This window comes from Methanoculleus horonobensis (assembly GCF_001602375.1).
Taxonomy (GTDB): Archaea; Halobacteriota; Methanomicrobia; order Methanomicrobiales; family Methanoculleaceae; genus Methanoculleus; species Methanoculleus horonobensis.
In genome coordinates this window covers 398,403-415,472 of sequence record NZ_BCNY01000015.1, presented here as the reverse complement: position 1 = coordinate 415,472, position 17,070 = coordinate 398,403, and the positions used below count along the sequence as shown (strand labels likewise).

Sequence of the window (17,070 nt, the reverse complement as noted above, 5' to 3'; positions counted from 1 at the left end):
GGGGCCTATACCCCGAGCCCCTCTAAAAATATCCGGTGCAGGCGGAGATCCCCGCCGAGCTCCGGGTGGAAGGCGAACGCCATGTGCCGGCCGCTCCTGACGGCGACAATCCCCTCCGGGATGCGGGCAAGCACCTCGACGCCATCCCCGGCATCCGTCGCCACCGGCGCCCGGATGAAGACCGCGCGAAAAGGTTCGGCAAGCCCGGCAACCTCGAGCATCGTCTCGCGGGAGTCGACCTGCCGCCCGAAGGCGTTCCTCGCCACGTGCATCGGGATGAGGGAGAGCGTCCGGATCCTGGGATCGTCCACCTGATCCGAGATGAGAACCATCCCCGCGCAGGTGGCGAATATCCCGCCCTCGAACCCCACGAGCGGCTCATAGAGCCCGTTCTTCTCGATCAACCGGGAGATGGTGGTGGACTCCCCGCCCGGTATCGCGAGCGCATCGAGCCCCGCGAGATCCGCGGCCCTTCTGACCGCCGTGACCGATGAGCCCGGCCTCTCCGCGAGAGCCTCCCGGAACGCCGCGATATGCTCGGCGACGTCGCCCTGGAGCGCGAGAACACCGACCTTAACGCCCACGGTTCTGCAACACCTCGTCTTCGCGGAGGAGATGGACGTCGAGGCCCTTCATCGCCTCTCCAAGACCCTTGCTCACTTCGGCGATGACCTTTGCGTCGTCGTAGTGGTTGACCGCCTCCACGATCGCCCGGGCGGTCGCCTCGGGGTTCGTGGACTTGAAGATGCCCGACCCGACGAAGACCCCATCGGCGCCGAGCTGCATCATCAGCGCCGCGTCGGCGGGCGTCGCGATCCCGCCCGCGGAGAAGTTCACCACGGGGAGGCGGCCGCGCTGTGCGCACTCGATGACCAGATCCACGGGCGCCTCGATATCGCGGGCGCAGTCGACGAGTTCCTGACTGGAGAGGCCGGAGAGAGCCCGGATCCCGCCCATGATCGCCCGCATATGGCGGACGGCCTCCACGACGTTGCCGGTTCCGGCCTCGCCCTTCGTCCGGATCATCGCCGCTCCCTCGTTGATACGGCGCAGCGCCTCCCCGAGGTTCCGGGCGCCGCAGACGAACGGGACGCCAAACCCGGTCTTATCGATGTGGAACTGCTCGTCGGCCGGGGTCAGCACCTCGCTCTCATCGACCATGTCCACGCCGAGAGCTTCCAGGATCTGCGCCTCGACGAAGTGGCCGATCCTGGCCTTCCCCATCACCGGGATGGATACCGCATCGATGATCTCGACGATCTTCTGCGGGTCGGCCATGCGGGCCACGCCACCGGCCGCTCTGATATCGGCAGGGACTCTCTCAAGCGCCATGACGGCGACGGCACCGGCCTCTTCGGCGAGCTCGGCCTGCTCTGCGTTGACGACGTCCATGATGACGCCGCCCTTCTGCATCGACGCAAAGCCGCGCTTGATCAGCTCGGTGCCAAATCTCAGTTCCTCGAGTTTCATTACTCTTATGTATAGCTCACTGACCCCAATAAAAATAGTGCGGCGATCTCGAAGATCACAAAGATGATCGTCGCCGCCCGAACCGCAGAGACGATCCCGGCGCCCCCTTCCGCGAGCGTCCGTTCCGCGTCCCCGAGGGTGTAGGCACCGGGCTTCTCGAGCCGGATACCGACGCCGCCGGCGATGACGGCCATCGGGATCCCCCCGTTGAATCCGGGGCGTTTCTTCGCATCGCGCCGGAGCGCCGTCCAGGCCGGGGCGAACCGGCCCTTCGCTGCGAAGTAGGCGAGAAGGATGAGGCCGGTCAGCCGCGCCGGGATGAAGTTTGCAACATCGTCTGCGCGGGCCGAGAACCATCCGATCCGGGCTCGCTCGTCGCGGTAGCCGAGCATGGCGTCCAGGGTATTGACCGCCCGGAAGGCTGCAGCCCCGGCGAGCCCGAAGAGCCCGAAGTAGAAGAGCGGAGAGACGATGCTGTCCACCAGGTTCTCGGTCATCGATTCGTACGCGGCCGAGAGGACGTGCTCGGGATCGAGGCGCGCCGTATCCCGGCTCACCATCATCCCGACCCGGGCGCGCCCCGCATCGACTCCCCCCTCCCCGAGCGCCTGAACCACGGCCGCGGCATGCTCCTCGAGCGCCCGCCAGGCAAGACAGGCCTTCAAGAGGAGGGGCGCGAGGAGGAGGTAGAGATACCAGGGTGCGGCGAGCTCGACGAGCGCGAAGGGTGCGGCAAAGAGCGCGACGGTCAGGACGGCTCCCGCAACCCCGGCAACCCGCTGGATGCGGGCCGGGTAGCGGGCCGGAACCCCCCACCACCCGATGAACCGGCCGAGGAGCGCCACCGGGTGGTAGCGTGAGTGCGGGTCGCCGATCAGCCGATCCACCAGCAGCGACGCGGCGACTACGACCGCTGCCGCAGCCATGCGAGGATGACCCCGAGGAGGAGCGCCGCGAACGACGCGGCGTTCAAGAGATCCACCCGGTAGACCAGCCACAGACCGTAGAGCACCAGGGCGGCGGCGGTGAGGAGAAGAGTCGGGGCGGACGACCGCCACCGTAGCGATCTCGCCGGAACGGCGGGAGTTGCCGGAATCTCGACGGGTTCGGGCTCCGGTGCCGCCCGCTCCCTGACGACGACCCGGAACTCCGCCTTTCTAGCGCCGTATCCGGCGATGACCTCGATATTGAAGGTGCCGGGGTAGACGTTACCCCGGATGGGGATGGCGAACTCCTCGGGCCCGTTCACGTAGAGGTTCTCATGGAAGAAGCTGGTGAAGGCTGAGGAGTTCGAGGAGGCGAGGGTGATATGCAACGGCGATCCGTGGTTGACGATCCGGAGAACGAGGTCGCTCCCCGGCGTTGCCTCTACCTCGGCAGGAACCTCGATGGAGTTGATCCCCCGGCGGTTGAGCTGGATCTCCGTCATCGGCACAATCAGTCCTCGCAGGCGGTCTCCGGGAGGAGGTTCGGGATGCCCTCGCTGATGGGGTAGTCGACGCTGCACGCCGCGCACCGGAGAGTCCCCTCCAGCACCTCCTCACCGCTCTCTTCGGTCACGGTCAGTTCGAGTTCCCCCTTGCAGACCGGACAGCAGAGTATCTCCATCAGGTTCTTTCTCATAGTTCGCTCCGAAGATCGATGATCTGGGACATCTCGGGACCCGTCGAGATCAGGGTGACGGGTTTGCCGATGTCTTTTTCGGCCTGCGCGATGAAGTCCCGTGCCGCCTTCGTCAGCTGATCGTACTCCGTCGCGCCGAAACAGGCCGGGTCGATCCGGTCGATACCGGTGATCGCCGCCTGGGTGCAGCCGTTGATCATCGCCGAGTAGCGCGCCATCTTCCCGTCCCAGGTGCCGATGCGGCGCTGGCGATGGGTGACGGTGCCGAACTCCTCGATCCCGAGCTCGTGCGACCGCGCCGACGACATCTCGGTGGAGAAGGGGCCTTCGCCGACCCGGGTCGGGTAGGCCTTGAAGACGACGATGACGTCGTCGACCCTGGTCGGACCGACGCCGTTGTCGGCGGCGATCTGCGAGGCGGAGGTATCCTTGCTCGTCACGAACGGGTAGGTTCCGAAGTAGAGCGAGATCCCGAAACCCTGGGTTCCTTCGAGGAGAACCACCTCGTCGTTATCGAGAGCAGAGTTGACGTCCTCGGCCACGTCGGTGATGAAACCCGCGAGCTCCGGGACGTCCTTCGCCTGCCGCGACGTCCGGAGAACACGATCCGCGTTTGCCGGGCCGCACCCGGTTCCGGTGCTCCCGATCTTCTTGCTGAGGTGATCGCTTCCCTTGTCCCGCGCGATGTGATCCTCTTCGATGACACCGCACCGTCCATCAACAAAGATCCTGTCCCGGACGCCGACCAGGTCGACTTCCCGCAGAAAGACACGAGGATCGACGAGCACGCCGCTCCCGATCATGAGGCGCGCTTCCGGGTAGACGAACCCTGAGGGAACCATCCGAACCCCGTATTCCTTCTCTCCAATGAGGACGGTATGCCCAGCGTTCGGGCCGACGCCGCCCCGGGAGATGATGGATGGTCTGTCCTGGTGAGCGATATGGGCCACGATCTTTCCTTTTCCCTCGTCACCAAAGAACCCGCCGACGATAATAGTACAACTCATTGTTCTATCAAGTAGGATGGAGCGATACATCCTGATAAACGTTACAATGTGATACCGGGAGAACGGCCACCCCGTATAAAGGCAACCGGGTTTCAGCAACACCTGCATCCCCCGCTCCACCGTTCCGCGCCCGGGAAGAGGCGCAGGAGACATCCCCGCCGGGCAGGGCGCCGCACCCCGATATTCGCCTATCCTCCTATTTCCGGCGACAGCGGAAGGTGTAGATCAACCCGGACTCCTGCGGGTCACCCCCGGTACGATCACCGTCGGGATCTTGACCCCTTTGTTTCCAGTGGAATTTCCGTCCTAGAAGCATTACCGGCTGACACACCGGGTTTTTCCTCCGGAGCGGGATGCCGATCTGTAGCCAGATCGTTCCACCGGAGCACGGGTGTGAACCCGAAGATCCGGTCAGGGTTTTGAGGATAGAGTATGTATGACCGATACAGGCGCGACGCGATCCCGACCGGCCAAAATCCCCGAATAAATCCACATCTCCAGTGGAAGTAATGGGGTTCTCCACCCGTCATTCCTCTGTCGGACACCAAACTATCGGTTGCCCGGGCAGGGATCTCTCATAAAAGAGTTTCGATTTCCGTTTGAAGATATTTATGGAGGTATTTTTATTTTAACGATTCCAGGAAGGCTCCCATCCGGGAGAGCGCCTCCTTGAGATCGTCGCGCGAGACGGCGTAGGCGCACCGCACGTGCCCGGCGCCGGAGGGGCCGAGAGCGCTCCCCGGAACCACCGCGACGTGCTGCTCCCGGAGGAGCCCCTCCGCGAACTCGACATCGGTCATCCCGGTGCTCTCCACCGACGGGAAGGCATAGAACGCACCCTTCGGGACGTGGCAGGCAAGACCGAGCTTGTTCAGCCCGTCGACGAAGAGGTTGCGCCGGAGACGGTACTCCCTGACCATCGCATCCTTCTCGGCCTCCCCGTTTCGGAGTGCCTCGTATGCCGCGATCTGCCCCATGACGGGAGCGCAGAGCGCGACGTACTGGTGAATCTTCAACGCCGCCGCGGTGATCTCGGGCGGGGCGCAGAGGTAGCCGATCCGCCACCCGGTCATGGCAAAGGCCTTCGAGAACCCGTTCAAGGTGATCGTCCGGTCGCGAAGTTCCGGGATCCTTGCCGGGGAGAAGTGGTCGCCGTCGTAGGTGAGCTCGGCGTAGACCTCGTCGCTGATGAGGAGGAGGTCATGGTCGACGAGGAGATCGGCGATCGCGTGCCAGTCCGCCTCCTCCATCACCCCGCCGGTGGGGTTGTTCGGGAAGTTTGCAATCAGCGCCTTCGTCCGCGGGGTGATGCTCTCCGCAAGCGCGTCGCCCGTCAGCCGGAACTCGTCCTCCGCCCGGCAGAGGACGGGCACCGGGGTTCCTCCGGCAAGGGAGACACAGGGGCTGTAGGAGACGTAGCAGGGTTCGGCGACCAGGATATCGTCACCGGGGTCGGCGACGGCCCGGATGGCGATATCAGCCGCCTCCGAGACGCCGCAGGTGACGATGATCTCCGCCTCGGGATCGTACCGGGTGGAGAACCGGGTATCGAGGTAGCGGCTGATGGCGTCCCGGAGCTGCGGCGTCCCCTTGTTCGAGGTGTAGGCGGTCGATCCCTGCTCGATGGAGTAGATGGACGCCTCGCAGACGCACCAGGGAGTCACGAAGTCCGGTTCCCCGACGCCCAGGGATATGACATCTTCCATCGTCTGGGCGAGATCGAAGAACTTCCGGATACCCGAGGGTGGTATGGCGCGGGCCCGTTTCGAGACGAAATCCCTCAAACGTCTCACCTCAGAACGAGTAGGGGAGCCGCTCGACCTCTTCGCGCTCGGCGAAGGTGGTGCCGTTCTCCTTGTAGGTCTTCATGATGATGTGCGTCGCCGTCTCCCGGATCCTGTCCATCGGGGCGATCTGTTCGGAGACGAACCGCGCGATCTCGTGCATGCTCGGCCCGGTGACCAGGAGCTGAAGGTCGTACGCGCCGGTCATCAGGCGGAGCGACCGGACCTGCGGGAACCGGGTGATCCGCTCGGCGATCCGGTCGTAGCCGAAGTCCCGCTCGGGCGAGACTTTGAGTTCGAGCACCGCGACGACGTTTCCGTCGCCGGCCCCCTCCCAGTCGACGACCGCCCCGTAGCGACGGATGGCGCCTGAAGTTTCCAGCCGGCCGATTCGGTCTCTTACGTCCTCTTCGCTCATCTCGGCCAGCACCGCAAGTTCTTCTGTCGGGGTGCGGCAGTTCTCCTCCAGGAGATGGAGGAGGATACGATCCTTTTCGTCCATAACTTCACCTGAACATTGCTCTCAGTCGGTTGATGTCGAGTTTCTTGAGCCTCGCGTCGTCGAGCCTCGGATCGCGCGTGACGACCTCCTCGATCTTGCTCGTCGTTGCGTCGAACCACATCTCCTTCGTCCGGCCGTAGCGGCCCCGCGAGATGACCCGGGTGTTGATGACGCCGAGCATGTTGAGTTCGGAGATGAGGTCGGTGATCCGGCGGTGCGTCAGGACGTCGAGGTCGATGATCCGGGCGATCTCGCGGTAGACCACCGTGACCTCGCCGCTCGTGAAGATCCTCTTGCCCATCTGCTCGAGAATCAGCATCGCGTAGAGGACCGCCTTGCTCTGGGTCGGGAGGGTGGAGATGCACTCGACCATGCTGTCGGTCTCGATCTTCTCCTGAGCCATCCGGACGTGCTTCTCGGTCACACCCGCGGCGTTCTCGCGGTCCGCGAGTTCGCCCGATACCCGGAACAGGTCGAGCGCCCGCCGTGCGTCGCCGTGCTCCTGGGCCGCGAGCGCCGCACAGAGCGGGATGACCGTCTCGTCGAGCGCGCCGTCGACGAACGCCATCTCTGCTCTCTGCTGGAGGATGTCGCAGAGCTGCGGGGCGTTATAAGGGGGGAAGACGATCTCCTCTTCAGAGAGCGAAGAGAGGACACGGGGATCCAGGAAGTCGGTGAACCGGAGATCGTTCGAGATCCCGATGATGCTCACCTTTGCGAACTTGAGGTCGGAGTTGATCCGGGTGAGGTTGTAGAGGGTGTCGTCGCCGCTCTTCTTCACGAGTTTGTCGATCTCGTCGAGGATGATGACCATGACCCCGCCGTTGCTCTCGAGCTGGTTCTTGAGCTCCATGTAGACCTGATCGGTCGGCCACCCGGTCATGGGGATGTGGTTCCTCGTGCTGTCGCTCGGGTGCTCGTCGGCGTTGTCGAGACCGTTCGCGATCTGGGCGAGAACCCGGTACTGGGTGTCGATCACTTCGCAGTTGAGGTGAACGATCGTGCACTTCGTCCCGGCGAGGGCGCTTGCGTTCTCGAGTTCCGTTCCCACGTACCGGACAGACGCCGTCTTCCCGGTTCCCGTCTTGCCGTAGATGAGGATGTTTGAGGGAGTCTCGTTTGTGAGAGCGGGTGCGAGAATAGAGGCAAGTTCGTCGATCTGGGGCTTCCGGTGAGGAAGGATCTGGGGACGATAGTTGTGCCGGAGGACTTCCCTATTCTTGAATATACGTCTATTGGTCAGGTATTTTTTAAATAATCCCATTGGGCTCGTTTTATCGTCCGACATGATGTCACCGGGGAGGGAGGCAGGACACGAAATTTTCGCGTCGAGGTCTCTTAATATGATCGTTTTAGGGACAGATAACCCCTTCGTTTCCAGTGGAACTCCGGAGGCTGTATCGCCGGGAGATCCCGATGAACCGGTCAGGTTGAGGGAAGTCCAGGGGAGAGGGATCGGGGGAGTTGATGGGGATCACCCCGACCCCTTTGTTTCGAGTGGAACCTGATGACGATACACCGGGTGTATCGCTCACTCAAAAACTGATGACGATAGTCATGTGTACCTCTGAAACTTAAGATATAAAGATATATCGTATAGTAACAAAGAAACAAAAAACAGGGAAAAAGGGATAAAACGGATTAAAAGCTGATTTTAAGGGATTAAACGGGAAATAAAAGGCTAAAAGCAGGGAAAAACCGGAAATAAGGGTCAAGAAACAATTATTTTTGAAATAACCGGTAATAAGCAGTTTAATGGAAAATACGTAGTAGGAGCATAACGAGAAGAGAAAGTTCTGGAACATGAGAACAGAAGCCCTGGAACGGGTCAGCTGGCCAGAGATCCAGTCATATTTCTGCCCGATCACTGTTCCAATCCATGTCACCTCACCTCATCCATCCCAGCTTCCCCTCGTCCCATCCCGGTTCTTCTCCCTCCAGATCCGTCCTGGTACGTTTCATCTCTCTCGAATCCCGTCCTGGTACGTTTCATCTCTCTCGAATCCCGTCCTGGTACGTTTCATCTCTCTCGAATCCCGTCCTGGTACGTTTCATCTGACCTGATTCACCCGGTTTCGCCCTGATCCGGCTCATCTCACCTTCATCTCTCTCAACTCCCGTCCAATTACGTTTCATCTGCCCTGATTCGCCTGGTTTCGCCCTGATCCGACTTATCTCATCTTCATCTCTCTCGAATCCTGTCCTGGTACGTTCCATCCTGACCCGATTCACCCGGTTTCGCTCTGATCCGACTCACCTGGTTTCGCCCTGATCCGGTTCACCTCGATCCATCCTGCCCACCTGTCCTCTGAGAGCGATCTCATCGAATCTTCCTGATAAACGGATTTCCTCTCTGGAAATCCTGTGTTCCGGTTCTGATCCTCTTCGGAAATCCTGTATTCCAGCTCCCATCCTCTCTGTCCTCTCCGTCTCCTGGCCTGCAGCGCCCTTCATTTCTCCATGGGAAACAAAGGGGTCGGGGATCGAACTCTTGAAAACAGGAGATAGAATGAAGTAAAATACATGGTACAGGGGTACTGGAAGATCCTATGGACAGCAGTCATCTTAAACCGCTCACCGTAACCGGTGCCGTCATCACCGTCTCCTCGACTCGGAAACCCGAGACCGACACCAGCGGAAAGACGCTCATCGACCTCCTCTCGGCCGCGGAGATCGAGGTGACCCATTATGGCGTCATCCCCGACGACCAGGAGCGGATCCGCTCCGAGGTTCGCACAGCGCTTTCGCGTGCAAACTGCGTCATCGTTACCGGGGGCACCGGGCTCACTGCCGACGACGTGACCATCGAAGCAGTCGCACCGCTCCTTGAAAAGACGATCGACGGGTTCGGGGAACTCTTTCGGCTGAAGAGCTACGACGAGATCGGGACGTCCGCGATCCTCTCGCGGGCGATCGCCGGGGTCGTCGGCGGCCGGGCGGTCTTCTGTATCCCGGGCTCGACGAAGGCGGTCACCCTGGCCGCAAAAGAGATCATCATCCCCGAGATCCGGCACATCCTCAGCCACGCCGGGGCCGGTCAGCGGTAGACGTCGAGGAGCGCCACCCGCTCGAGGACGAGTTCGCGGAACCGCTCCTCGCCGACCACGGCAACCTCCTCGGGGGTGATCGAGAAGAGGTCGGCAAGACGCGCCCTTTTTGCGGGATCGATCTCTTCCCCATCCTCTTCATCGCTGACGATCCTCACGAGACCCGCCAGCTGGTCCCGGACGCCGGGCGCCGGCGGGCAGACGGCGACAAACGACCGGTTCTCGCCCGGGTGAATCCCGAACGACGAGGCCACCTGGCACTGCCGGGTTCCCGCAGCGTAGAGGAGGGCCTCCATCTCAAGTGAGTTCGCGATCGCTTCACCGCCGGCCCAGGACCTCCGGGCGTGCCGGAGCGCCGCCTCGACGTGATCCCGTCCGGTCAGGCGGTCGGCGTCGAAGAGGATGATGTGGGTCTCAAACTCGTCGGCGATCGTTCGGATCTCTGTGAGGAAAGCGGCGTTGTCATCGACCGTGAAAGCCGCCCGGTAGATATCGCAGGGTATCTCTGTCATATTCATTCACCCGAACCGGAAGAGGGTCGACTGCTCCTCGGCGGCACCCCCGATCTCGTCCCGGACACCATCGAGCTGCTCGAAGATCTGGGTGGCGATTCCCTGCCCGAGGATCTTGCCGACCTTCTCGGATCCTGCCTCCCGGAGCGCCTCGATCGAGTCGATACCGTTGTTGAAGAGCCGGCGGGCTCTGACCCGGCCGATCCCGCGGATCCTGATGAGCGGCAGGAGTTCCTTCTTGATACCGTGCTTCGTCCGGAGTTCCATCTCCTCGATCGGGGCCTTGAGGTGCGGGGCAAAGAGTCCGGCGAGGTGCCGGCTCGCGTGAACCAGCCAGGCCACGCTCTCCACCATCCCGTAGACGTCGCCCGGCCCGACACTGTAGCGCTCGCAGATCACGTCTTCGCCCACCTCGTCCGCCCAGTCGGCAAGGAGGAGCGCCGTCTTGAGGCTGCGGTCGAACTCCTCGCCCGCGTCCCAGGGGATCTCCATCCAGAGTTCGTCCCGGTGGTCGGCGAGGAATCGGTCGAGGGCATACATATCGTTTTTGCGCACAAAGAGCGTCGGCATATCCGGCGTCGCGCAGAGGAGGTGGAGGAAGCCGATATCGGTGTAGTCCTTCTGGCGCGTCAGTGCGTTCACGATCACCTCGGCGCTCCGGGGATCGATGTAGAGCCGGGAGACGAGCGACCCGTACTCGGTCGTCTCGAGCCACTCCCCCACCTCGGTGATCATCTCGCTCTCCCGCAGGAACTCGAGCACCCGGTCGACCGCCCGTTTCAGCGCACGCGGGCTCTCGCCCTGGTGGGCGTAGAACGTCCCGTCCATGAACCCGAGCACCTCGCCCGTCTCGCGGGCGAAGCCGGTCGCGATGAGCGAGAGGATATGGGTGCAGAGGACTGCCTCGTCCGCGCACCGGCTCCGGACATCTTCTGCCGCCGCCTCGATGTAGTAGTCGAAGAGCTCGTCGACCATCTCCTCGGACTTCGCGATCAGGACGGCCTCGCCGTAGGGGTCGAGCCGCGGTCGCCCGGCTCGCCCGGCCATCTGCCGGTACTCCCGGACCGGGATCGGCACCATCCCCTCCCCGGCGTTGAACCGGAGGTAGTCGCGGACGATCACCCGCCTGGCGGGGAGGTTCAGGCCGGCGGCAAGCGTCGGGGTAGAGGAGATGGCCTTGATCTGCCCCTCACGGAATCCGGCTTCGACGATCTGGCGCTCCTCCCGCGAGAGCCCCGCGTGGTGGAATGCCGCCCCCTGCGCGACGCAGGCGGCGAGGATCTTCCCCATATCGGTCGAGGCGCTCGACCGTATCCTATCGGCGTAGCCGGCGAGAGCGGGGTTTGCAAGTTTCAGGCCGGATGCCGCGCGTTTCGCGAACGCCTCGGCGTTTTTGCGGGAACTGACGAAGACCAGGCACTGGCCGCCCTCCGCGACCGTATCGAGGACGAGATCCAGGTCCTCGTACTTGCTCTTTCGCTCGACCTCCCGGGTGCTGTCGGCAAACCGGATGCCGTCCTCGAAGAAGACCCCCTCGCGGAGGTCGACCGGGCGCCACTCGCTCTCGACGAGTTCGGCGTCCAGCCATCCGGCGAGGTCGGCGGGGTTGCCGATGGTCGCCGAGAGAGCGATGATCTGCATCTCGGGGTTCTTGTGCCGGAGTTTCGCAATCACCATCTCGACCGTCGCTCCCCTCGACGGATCGTCGATCAGGTGAACCTCGTCGACGACGAGCAGGCTGATCTCCGAGAGCCACGGCGTCCGGTTCCGCAGGAGTGAGTCCACCTTCTCGCTCGTCGCGACGATGATGTCGTTTCTTCCCAGATACTCGTCCCTTCGATCGAAGTCGCCGGTGGCGATCCCGACGCGGAGACCCTTTCCGGAGAACTCCTCGAACTTCTCGCTCGCGAGCGCCCGCAAAGGAACGATGTAGAGGCACTTACCGCCCTTCCCCACCTGGTGATGCATCGCCATCTCGGCGACCAGGGTCTTGCCGCTCGCCGTGGGGATGGCGACGAGAAGGTTCTTTCCCGAAAAAAGGCCCGCTTCGACGCAGGCGGCCTGCGGCGGGTAGAGTTCCGTGATCCCGCCGTCGATGTAGCGCCGGGCAAGATCCGGCGGGACGGGGAGGCCGGCTATCTCCATGTGTACCCCTTCATTTCCACTGCAAACCGCATATCTTCCGTATCGTCATGGGCAGGGTCGGTCCGGCCCTGCCGCATCACGAGTAGTACTCCAGCATCGCCTGCTTGGCTTCCTTCTTCTTCCGGTCGAGGAATCCGTAGACATGCTCGTGCGGCACGCCCTGGATCAGCATCTCCACCGCCTTCCTCGCGGTCTCGACCTGGTCGGGGAGACCGATGATCGCGACGGTCTTGCCCTGGACCGAGATCTCCGTGGTGGTCATATCCTCGATCTGGGCGCGGGAGGTGCCCGCCTTCCCGATGATCCGCCCCCGGAGCCGTTCGAGCTGCCGGGTCGTCCCCGAGAGGTCGGCGAGATCGAGGATGTCGAGCATCATGTCCTCGTCGTCGAGGAGCCGGAGCGCACGCTCCGGCGAGAACCCCCGGTTGATCGCGGAGACGACGTTTGTCGCCGTCATGACGCCGACGGGGTCCTCTCCTTCGAGCGTCACAAGCCCTTCCTCGCTGTCGATCCGGAGGGTTATCCCGGTCTTCTCCTCGATCTCGCGCTTCGTGGACCCGCTCTTCCCGATGAGTACACCGATCCTCGCTGTTGAAACTTTCATCTCCTGTATGGTCATGGTTGCATCCCTCCTTCCGGTGGTCAGGGCTCCCGGCGTCCGGTGCCGACGAGCGTTCCGATGATCTCCTGCTCGTCGACCACGTCGCAGTAGCGGGAGAAATATCGATTGAGGTTCTTGATATCCCGGACCAGAAACGCCGACGCCCGTGGGTGATCCAGGGTGACCGCCTGTCCCATATCGATCAGGTATGGTTTCTCGTGGTAGAGGATATTGTATTCGGAGAGGTCGGCGTGAACCAGGCGTGCCTCCCGGTAGAGCCGCTCCACGTAGCCGAGGATATCGCGGTATACCGCTCCGTAATCCTCGACCTCGGCGTTCCGGAGCTGCGGATACGGCACCTCGTCCTCGCCCAGGAACTCCATTAAGAGGATGTTCCGGTCGAACGCAAACGGTTCGGGGGCCGGAATCCCCGCTTCGTGCGCCCGGGCGAGGTTGCTGTACTCTTTCTTCGTCCAGGCGAAGATGAGAGCCTTGCGCGTTCCCCGGACGCTCGAGAACCGGCGATCCCCCGCCAGGTAATCGTTCATCGCCTTGAAGTTCGCGGTCTGGATGCGGTAGATCTTGATGGCAAGCCCCTGTCCGTCACGCTCGCCGTAGAAGACGTTTGCCTCTTTTCCCGTGCTGATAGGCCCGCCGATGACCGAGATCAGTTTCTTCTGGACGAGCTTGTAGAGGGCCATCAGGGTGACCTCGTCGAAGACATCCTCCCGTACCTTCACGGTGTTGGCGTCTTTTATCCTGACGCCCATCGCCTCGATCTTGCGGTCGAACTGATCATGCTCTTCATCACGGGTCACGGCCGGATCACCTGCTGCAGACGTAATCGTGTACGGGGGCGAGGATATCGATGAGGTGCGCGGCTGCCGCCGCTTTGAGGTCCATCGGGTGAACCTCGCCCGCGGCGTAGGCACGCTCGAGGTCTTCGTAGACGGCAAACTCCCGGTCGCCGCCGAACTTCTCCGGCCGGCGGATGGCAACCGCATCCGTCCGGGGGAAGACGTGGTAGCGCAGGATCTCGAGCACCGGGTTGTTCTCGATCTCCGGTGGGCAGAACGCCTTCTTCATCTTCTTCTTGATATCCTCCTCGGAATCGGCGACCGATATGACGTTTCCGGCTGACGACGACATCTTCTTTCCGTCGAGGCCGTTGATGATCGGCGTATGGATGCAGACCGGCGCCGGATACCCGATCGACGGGAGGTGTTCCCGCGCGAGCATGTGAATCTTTCGCTGGTCGATCCCGCCGACGGCGGCGTCCACCTTAAGCGTCGCGATATCGACCATCTGCATGATGGGGTAGACCATCTGCGAGACCGTCGGGTTATCCATCTGCCGCCCGACCTCGTCCATGCTCCTCTTCGCCCGGTTGAGGGTGATCGCCTGGGAGAGTTCAAGGACGGCGAGCTCGTACTCCGCCGTGAGCTGCACGTCCGAGCCGAGGACATAGTTTGCGCCGCGGAGGCCGAGCCCCTCGAAGCAGAGGCGGTTGTACTCGGCCGTCTCCCGGATCTCTTCCATCGTCCCCTTGCGGTTCAAGAACGCGTGGAGGTCGGCGATCAGCACGGTCACCTCGAACCCTGCCTGCTGCAGGTCCATCAGCTTGTTCACCGTCACCATATGGCCGAGGTGGATCTCTCCGCTCGGCTCGTAGCCGGTGTAGACCCGCCTGACCGGACGGTCGATGAGCGCGCGCAGTTCCTCGTCGGTGACGACCTCTACGGTATTCCGGGTCGCCAGTTCGTACGGATCCATTAAAAATAGTGGGTCTGCCGGGGAGTTAATGCTTCTTCCTCCCCCGCTCTCCGTTCATCCGATAGCGACGAGACCGAGCGCTTCGTTGGTCATCCGGATGGACTCTTGTGAATCCTTCACCGTTCCCATCAGGGCGCGGATGCAGTCGATGTTCTCGGGGACGACGTCGGCCTCCTGGTGGATCGCCTGGAAGCAGTAGAACTCTTTACCGTCGAGGATCGAGACCGACTCCTCGAAGACCCCGTTCTCCCAGAGATCCGTCCTCGGCCGGCCGAGATCCTGGGTGTACTCCCGGAGCTGGGCGTTGCTCTTGATCCCCATGGTCTTGCGGACGAGCCCGATCCGGCTGTGGTTCTCAAAGACCTTCAGCACCTCCTCGCGGGTGGTCTCCTTCTTTAAGTCCATCTGGATCGAGTGCATGTGCATAAACGTCGTCGGGACGATCATCGCGAGCGTGACGATGTTGATGTGCGGGAGGACGGTGTTGACGTCGGGGCCGTGGTGGCTCGGGATGGACGCCGGGTTCAGGACGATGGCATCGATCGGTCCCCGCTTCACGTCGTCGGGGTCCGCGCCGCGCCGGACCATCACCGCCCGAACCCGTGCGACGCCGAAGGCCTGGTCCAGGGCGTGGATGATCCGGACGAGCCCGGTGGAGTTGCACGAGACGACCCGGGCGAACTGGTGGTTTTCGGCCTCGTTGTAGTTCGCGTGGGCGTTGAAAGAGAACCCGGCGACCTCGTGATCTTCGCCGCCCTGGAAGATCGCCTTTTTGCCGAGTTTCTCATAGATTGGCCTGTTCTTCTCGCCGACGCCGCCGGGGGTGGCGTCTACGACGATATCGGCGGCCTTGAGCATCGCTTCGACGTCGCCGGCGACCTCGATCCCGGCCTTCTCGAACGCCGACTTCTTCCCGAGGTCAGCGATGTAGAGGGGGTATCCGCGCTCTTTTGCAATGTATGCCTCAGCGGAGACGCTCGTCTTAGAGACCCCGATGACTTCCATATCGGGTTGTGCGGTGACCGCATCGGCGACCCGTTTACCGATGGTGCCGAACCCGTTGATCGCGACTTTGATCATGCATGATGGAATACAGAACAAAAATTAATAAAGGTTGCTGGTTTGCAAATAGAAAGGCTATTAGAAACCCTTATCGGAAACCGGCTCTTGTGGGGGCCGATAATACCCGCAGCTCCGTGCAAACAAAGCGAACGGAACCCCAAGATATAAACACGGCAGGGTTCGCGCGGACCCGGGAACGGCAGGACGATTTCTGCCGGCTCTCTTCCCTGCTCCCCTCCCGGAGAGGCAGAGGCGCGGTGCGGCAGGACTTATATCCAATCGGGACGATGGAGGATATATTCATGGATCAGCAGCCCGTCCTCGCAACCGACCGCCTTCTCCTGCGGCCGTATACCCTCTCGGATGCCCGTGCGGTGCAGCGGCTCTGCGGAGACTACGCTGTCTCGGCGACGACTCTTCTCCCCTACCCGTACCCGGACGGCCTCGCCGAGGTCTGGATCGCCTCGCTTGACGAAGGCACCGAGCGCGGCAACGCCGCGGCTTTCGCCGTCACCCTTGCCGGGGACGGAACCCTCATCGGCGGTGCCCGTCTTCGGATCGAGCCCGATCACGCCCGCGGCGAGCTCGGGTTCTGGGTTGCGAAGACCTGCTGGGGCCGGGGATATGCCACCGAAGCCGTCCGTGCGTTGATCGAGTATGGGTTCTCCGTCCTCGGGCTGCACCGGATCCATGCCATGCACTTCTCCCGCAACCCGGCCTCGGGCCGGGTGATGGAGAAGTGCGGGATGGTGCACGAAGGCCGGCTCCGCGGACACATAAAAAAATGGGGCGTATACGAGGATGTCGATATCTGGGGGATTCTGAGCGAGCAGGTCCCCCCTACCAGAATGTATGCCTCCCCGGCGCTGTCGAGGGTGCCCGTATGACCGGACAGCCCGTCCTTGCAACCGATCGCCTGCTCCTGCGGCCGTTCACCCTCGCGGATGCCCCGGAGGTGCAGCGGATCGCCGGCGACTACGAGATCGCCTCCCGCGCCCTCGATATACCCTATCCTTACCCCGACGGAGCGGCGGAGACCTGGATCGCCACCCTCGCGCCCGGGTTTGAGCAGGGGGTTCAGATCGTCTACGCCGTCACCCGGCGCGGCGAGCCGGGACTCGTGGGCGCGGTCGGGCTCACGGAGATTGACCACGGTCATGGGCGGGCGGAGCTCGGGTTCTGGGTTGCGAAATCCTGCTGGGGCCGGGGATATGCCACCGAGGCCGCCCGTGCGTTGATCGAGTACGGGTTCTCGATCCTCGGGCTGCACCGGGTCTACGGCACGCACTTCTCCCGCAATCCGGCCTCGGGCCGGGTAATGGAGAAGTGCGGGATGGGGCACGAGGCGCACCTCCGGGAGCACGCGAGGAAGTGGGGAGTCTTCGAGGACGTCGAGGTCTGGGGGATTCTTAGCGACGATTGGCGGGAGCGGTGGACGGCCCCGACGATCCGGGAACCCTGAACCCGCGAGTTCAACCTTCGAGCTCCTGCCGTACGAGAATTATATTAGACTCAGGTACGATGGTTTAATGGGGAATGTGGAC

19 protein-coding genes are annotated in these 17,070 nt (G+C 62.7%); 3 read left to right on the top strand and 16 right to left on the bottom strand.

Annotated elements, in window-relative coordinates; genetic code table 11:
• Positions 1-5: 5 nt before the first annotated feature.
• From pdxT to MCUHO_RS12660, 10 genes are all read right to left on the bottom strand, one after another.
• Positions 6-584: a pyridoxal 5'-phosphate synthase glutaminase subunit PdxT gene (pdxT, locus tag MCUHO_RS09780; protein WP_067077634.1), complete on the bottom strand. Its 579-nt coding sequence runs from the start codon at positions 582-584 to the stop codon at positions 6-8.
• Positions 574-1,470, bottom strand: coding sequence for a pyridoxal 5'-phosphate synthase lyase subunit PdxS (gene pdxS, locus MCUHO_RS09775; protein ID WP_067077631.1), 897 nt, complete (start codon positions 1,468-1,470; stop codon positions 574-576). The genes pdxT and pdxS overlap by 11 nt, the downstream gene beginning before the upstream one ends.
• 5 nt (positions 1,471-1,475) lie before the next feature.
• Positions 1,476-2,396: an adenosylcobinamide-phosphate synthase CbiB gene (gene cbiB, locus MCUHO_RS09770; RefSeq protein ID WP_067077628.1), complete on the bottom strand. Its 921-nt coding sequence runs from the start codon at positions 2,394-2,396 to the stop codon at positions 1,476-1,478.
• Positions 2,375-2,899: a DUF7524 family protein gene (locus MCUHO_RS09765; RefSeq protein ID WP_067078834.1), complete on the bottom strand. Its 525-nt coding sequence runs from the start codon at positions 2,897-2,899 to the stop codon at positions 2,375-2,377. The genes cbiB and MCUHO_RS09765 overlap by 22 nt, the downstream gene beginning before the upstream one ends.
• Positions 2,900-2,907: 8 nt before the next feature.
• Positions 2,908-3,093, bottom strand: a complete 186-nt coding sequence (locus tag MCUHO_RS09760) for a methytransferase partner Trm112 (protein WP_067077625.1) — start codon at positions 3,091-3,093, stop codon at positions 2,908-2,910.
• Positions 3,090-4,100 (bottom strand): adenylosuccinate synthetase, encoded by a 1,011-nt coding sequence (locus MCUHO_RS09755; RefSeq protein WP_201786425.1) that lies wholly within the window; start codon positions 4,098-4,100, stop codon positions 3,090-3,092. Before MCUHO_RS09755 ends, MCUHO_RS09760 begins: the two co-directional genes overlap by 4 nt.
• A 623-nt stretch (positions 4,101-4,723) precedes the next feature.
• Complete coding sequence (locus MCUHO_RS09750; RefSeq protein WP_067077620.1) at positions 4,724-5,884, bottom strand: aminotransferase class I/II-fold pyridoxal phosphate-dependent enzyme; 1,161 nt, start codon at positions 5,882-5,884, stop codon at positions 4,724-4,726.
• Between the two features lie 10 nt (positions 5,885-5,894).
• Positions 5,895-6,386: an Lrp/AsnC family transcriptional regulator gene (locus tag MCUHO_RS09745; protein ID WP_067077617.1), complete on the bottom strand. Its 492-nt coding sequence runs from the start codon at positions 6,384-6,386 to the stop codon at positions 5,895-5,897.
• Positions 6,387-6,390: 4 nt separating this feature from the next.
• Positions 6,391-7,674, bottom strand: coding sequence for an ORC1-type DNA replication protein (locus tag MCUHO_RS09740; RefSeq protein WP_067077614.1), 1,284 nt, complete (start codon positions 7,672-7,674; stop codon positions 6,391-6,393).
• A 965-nt stretch (positions 7,675-8,639) separates the two neighbouring features.
• Complete coding sequence (locus tag MCUHO_RS12660) at positions 8,640-8,840, bottom strand: hypothetical protein (RefSeq protein ID WP_153020032.1); 201 nt, start codon at positions 8,838-8,840, stop codon at positions 8,640-8,642.
• A 95-nt stretch (positions 8,841-8,935) separates the two neighbouring features.
• On the opposite strand from MCUHO_RS12660, the gene MCUHO_RS09735 reads away from it, so the two are divergent.
• Positions 8,936-9,433 carry a MogA/MoaB family molybdenum cofactor biosynthesis protein gene (locus MCUHO_RS09735; RefSeq protein ID WP_067077611.1) on the top strand — a complete coding sequence of 166 codons (498 nt, stop codon included), beginning with the start codon at positions 8,936-8,938 and terminating at the stop codon, positions 9,431-9,433.
• On the opposite strand, the gene cgi121 is transcribed toward MCUHO_RS09735, so the two are convergent.
• From cgi121 to MCUHO_RS09705, 6 genes are all read right to left on the bottom strand, one after another.
• Complete coding sequence (cgi121, locus tag MCUHO_RS09730) at positions 9,424-9,945, bottom strand: KEOPS complex subunit Cgi121 (protein WP_235808238.1); 522 nt, start codon at positions 9,943-9,945, stop codon at positions 9,424-9,426. The genes MCUHO_RS09735 and cgi121 overlap by 10 nt on opposite strands.
• A gap of 6 nt (positions 9,946-9,951) precedes the next feature.
• Positions 9,952-12,090 (bottom strand): ATP-dependent DNA helicase, encoded by a 2,139-nt coding sequence (locus MCUHO_RS09725; protein ID WP_067077605.1) that lies wholly within the window; start codon positions 12,088-12,090, stop codon positions 9,952-9,954.
• Positions 12,091-12,166: 76 nt separating this feature from the next.
• Positions 12,167-12,709, bottom strand: a complete 543-nt coding sequence (locus tag MCUHO_RS09720) for a KH domain-containing protein (RefSeq protein WP_067077602.1) — start codon at positions 12,707-12,709, stop codon at positions 12,167-12,169.
• Between the two features lie 23 nt (positions 12,710-12,732).
• Positions 12,733-13,461 carry a serine protein kinase RIO gene (locus MCUHO_RS09715; protein WP_235808271.1) on the bottom strand — a complete coding sequence of 243 codons (729 nt, stop codon included), beginning with the start codon at positions 13,459-13,461 and terminating at the stop codon, positions 12,733-12,735.
• Between the two features lie 55 nt (positions 13,462-13,516).
• Entirely contained in the window at positions 13,517-14,464 is a 948-nt protein-coding gene (locus MCUHO_RS09710) for a tyrosine--tRNA ligase (protein WP_067077594.1), read from the bottom strand.
• Positions 14,465-14,518: 54 nt separating this feature from the next.
• A complete protein-coding gene (locus MCUHO_RS09705) occupies positions 14,519-15,544 on the bottom strand; it encodes a type II glyceraldehyde-3-phosphate dehydrogenase (RefSeq protein ID WP_067077591.1) in 1,026 nt (341 codons plus the stop codon).
• A 284-nt stretch (positions 15,545-15,828) separates the two neighbouring features.
• Here MCUHO_RS09705 and MCUHO_RS09700 point away from each other — a divergent pair, with 284 nt between their 5' ends.
• Entirely contained in the window at positions 15,829-16,413 is a 585-nt protein-coding gene (locus MCUHO_RS09700; protein ID WP_084386026.1) for a GNAT family N-acetyltransferase, read from the top strand.
• Complete coding sequence (locus MCUHO_RS09695; protein ID WP_067077586.1) at positions 16,410-16,988, top strand: GNAT family N-acetyltransferase; 579 nt, start codon at positions 16,410-16,412, stop codon at positions 16,986-16,988. The genes MCUHO_RS09700 and MCUHO_RS09695 overlap by 4 nt, the downstream gene beginning before the upstream one ends.
• The last annotated feature ends 82 nt before the right edge of the window (positions 16,989-17,070 follow it).

Coding starts and splice junctions, on each gene's coding strand:
- pdxS (WP_067077631.1), bottom strand. CDS start 1,470: ATGAAACTCGAGGAACTGAGATTTGGCACCGAGCTGATCAAGCGCGGC.
- cbiB (WP_067077628.1), bottom strand. CDS start 2,396: ATGGCTGCGGCAGCGGTCGTAGTCGCCGCGTCGCTGCTGGTGGATCGG.
- MCUHO_RS09765 (WP_067078834.1), bottom strand. CDS start 2,899: ATGACGGAGATCCAGCTCAACCGCCGGGGGATCAACTCCATCGAGGTT.
- MCUHO_RS09760 (WP_067077625.1), bottom strand. CDS start 3,093: ATGAGAAAGAACCTGATGGAGATACTCTGCTGTCCGGTCTGCAAGGGG.
- MCUHO_RS09755 (WP_201786425.1), bottom strand. CDS start 4,100: ATGAGTTGTACTATTATCGTCGGCGGGTTCTTTGGTGACGAGGGAAAA.
- MCUHO_RS09745 (WP_067077617.1), bottom strand. CDS start 6,386: ATGGACGAAAAGGATCGTATCCTCCTCCATCTCCTGGAGGAGAACTGC.
- MCUHO_RS09740 (WP_067077614.1), bottom strand. CDS start 7,674: ATGTCGGACGATAAAACGAGCCCAATGGGATTATTTAAAAAATACCTG.
- MCUHO_RS12660 (WP_153020032.1), bottom strand. CDS start 8,840: ATGAAGGGCGCTGCAGGCCAGGAGACGGAGAGGACAGAGAGGATGGGA.
- MCUHO_RS09735 (WP_067077611.1), top strand. CDS start 8,936: ATGGACAGCAGTCATCTTAAACCGCTCACCGTAACCGGTGCCGTCATC.
- cgi121 (WP_235808238.1), bottom strand. CDS start 9,945: ATGACAGAGATACCCTGCGATATCTACCGGGCGGCTTTCACGGTCGAT.
- MCUHO_RS09725 (WP_067077605.1), bottom strand. CDS start 12,090: ATGGAGATAGCCGGCCTCCCCGTCCCGCCGGATCTTGCCCGGCGCTAC.
- MCUHO_RS09720 (WP_067077602.1), bottom strand. CDS start 12,709: ATGACCATACAGGAGATGAAAGTTTCAACAGCGAGGATCGGTGTACTC.
- MCUHO_RS09715 (WP_235808271.1), bottom strand. CDS start 13,461: ATGGGCGTCAGGATAAAAGACGCCAACACCGTGAAGGTACGGGAGGAT.
- MCUHO_RS09710 (WP_067077594.1), bottom strand. CDS start 14,464: ATGGATCCGTACGAACTGGCGACCCGGAATACCGTAGAGGTCGTCACC.
- MCUHO_RS09705 (WP_067077591.1), bottom strand. CDS start 15,544: ATGATCAAAGTCGCGATCAACGGGTTCGGCACCATCGGTAAACGGGTC.
- MCUHO_RS09700 (WP_084386026.1), top strand. CDS start 15,829: ATGGATCAGCAGCCCGTCCTCGCAACCGACCGCCTTCTCCTGCGGCCG.
- MCUHO_RS09695 (WP_067077586.1), top strand. CDS start 16,410: ATGACCGGACAGCCCGTCCTTGCAACCGATCGCCTGCTCCTGCGGCCG.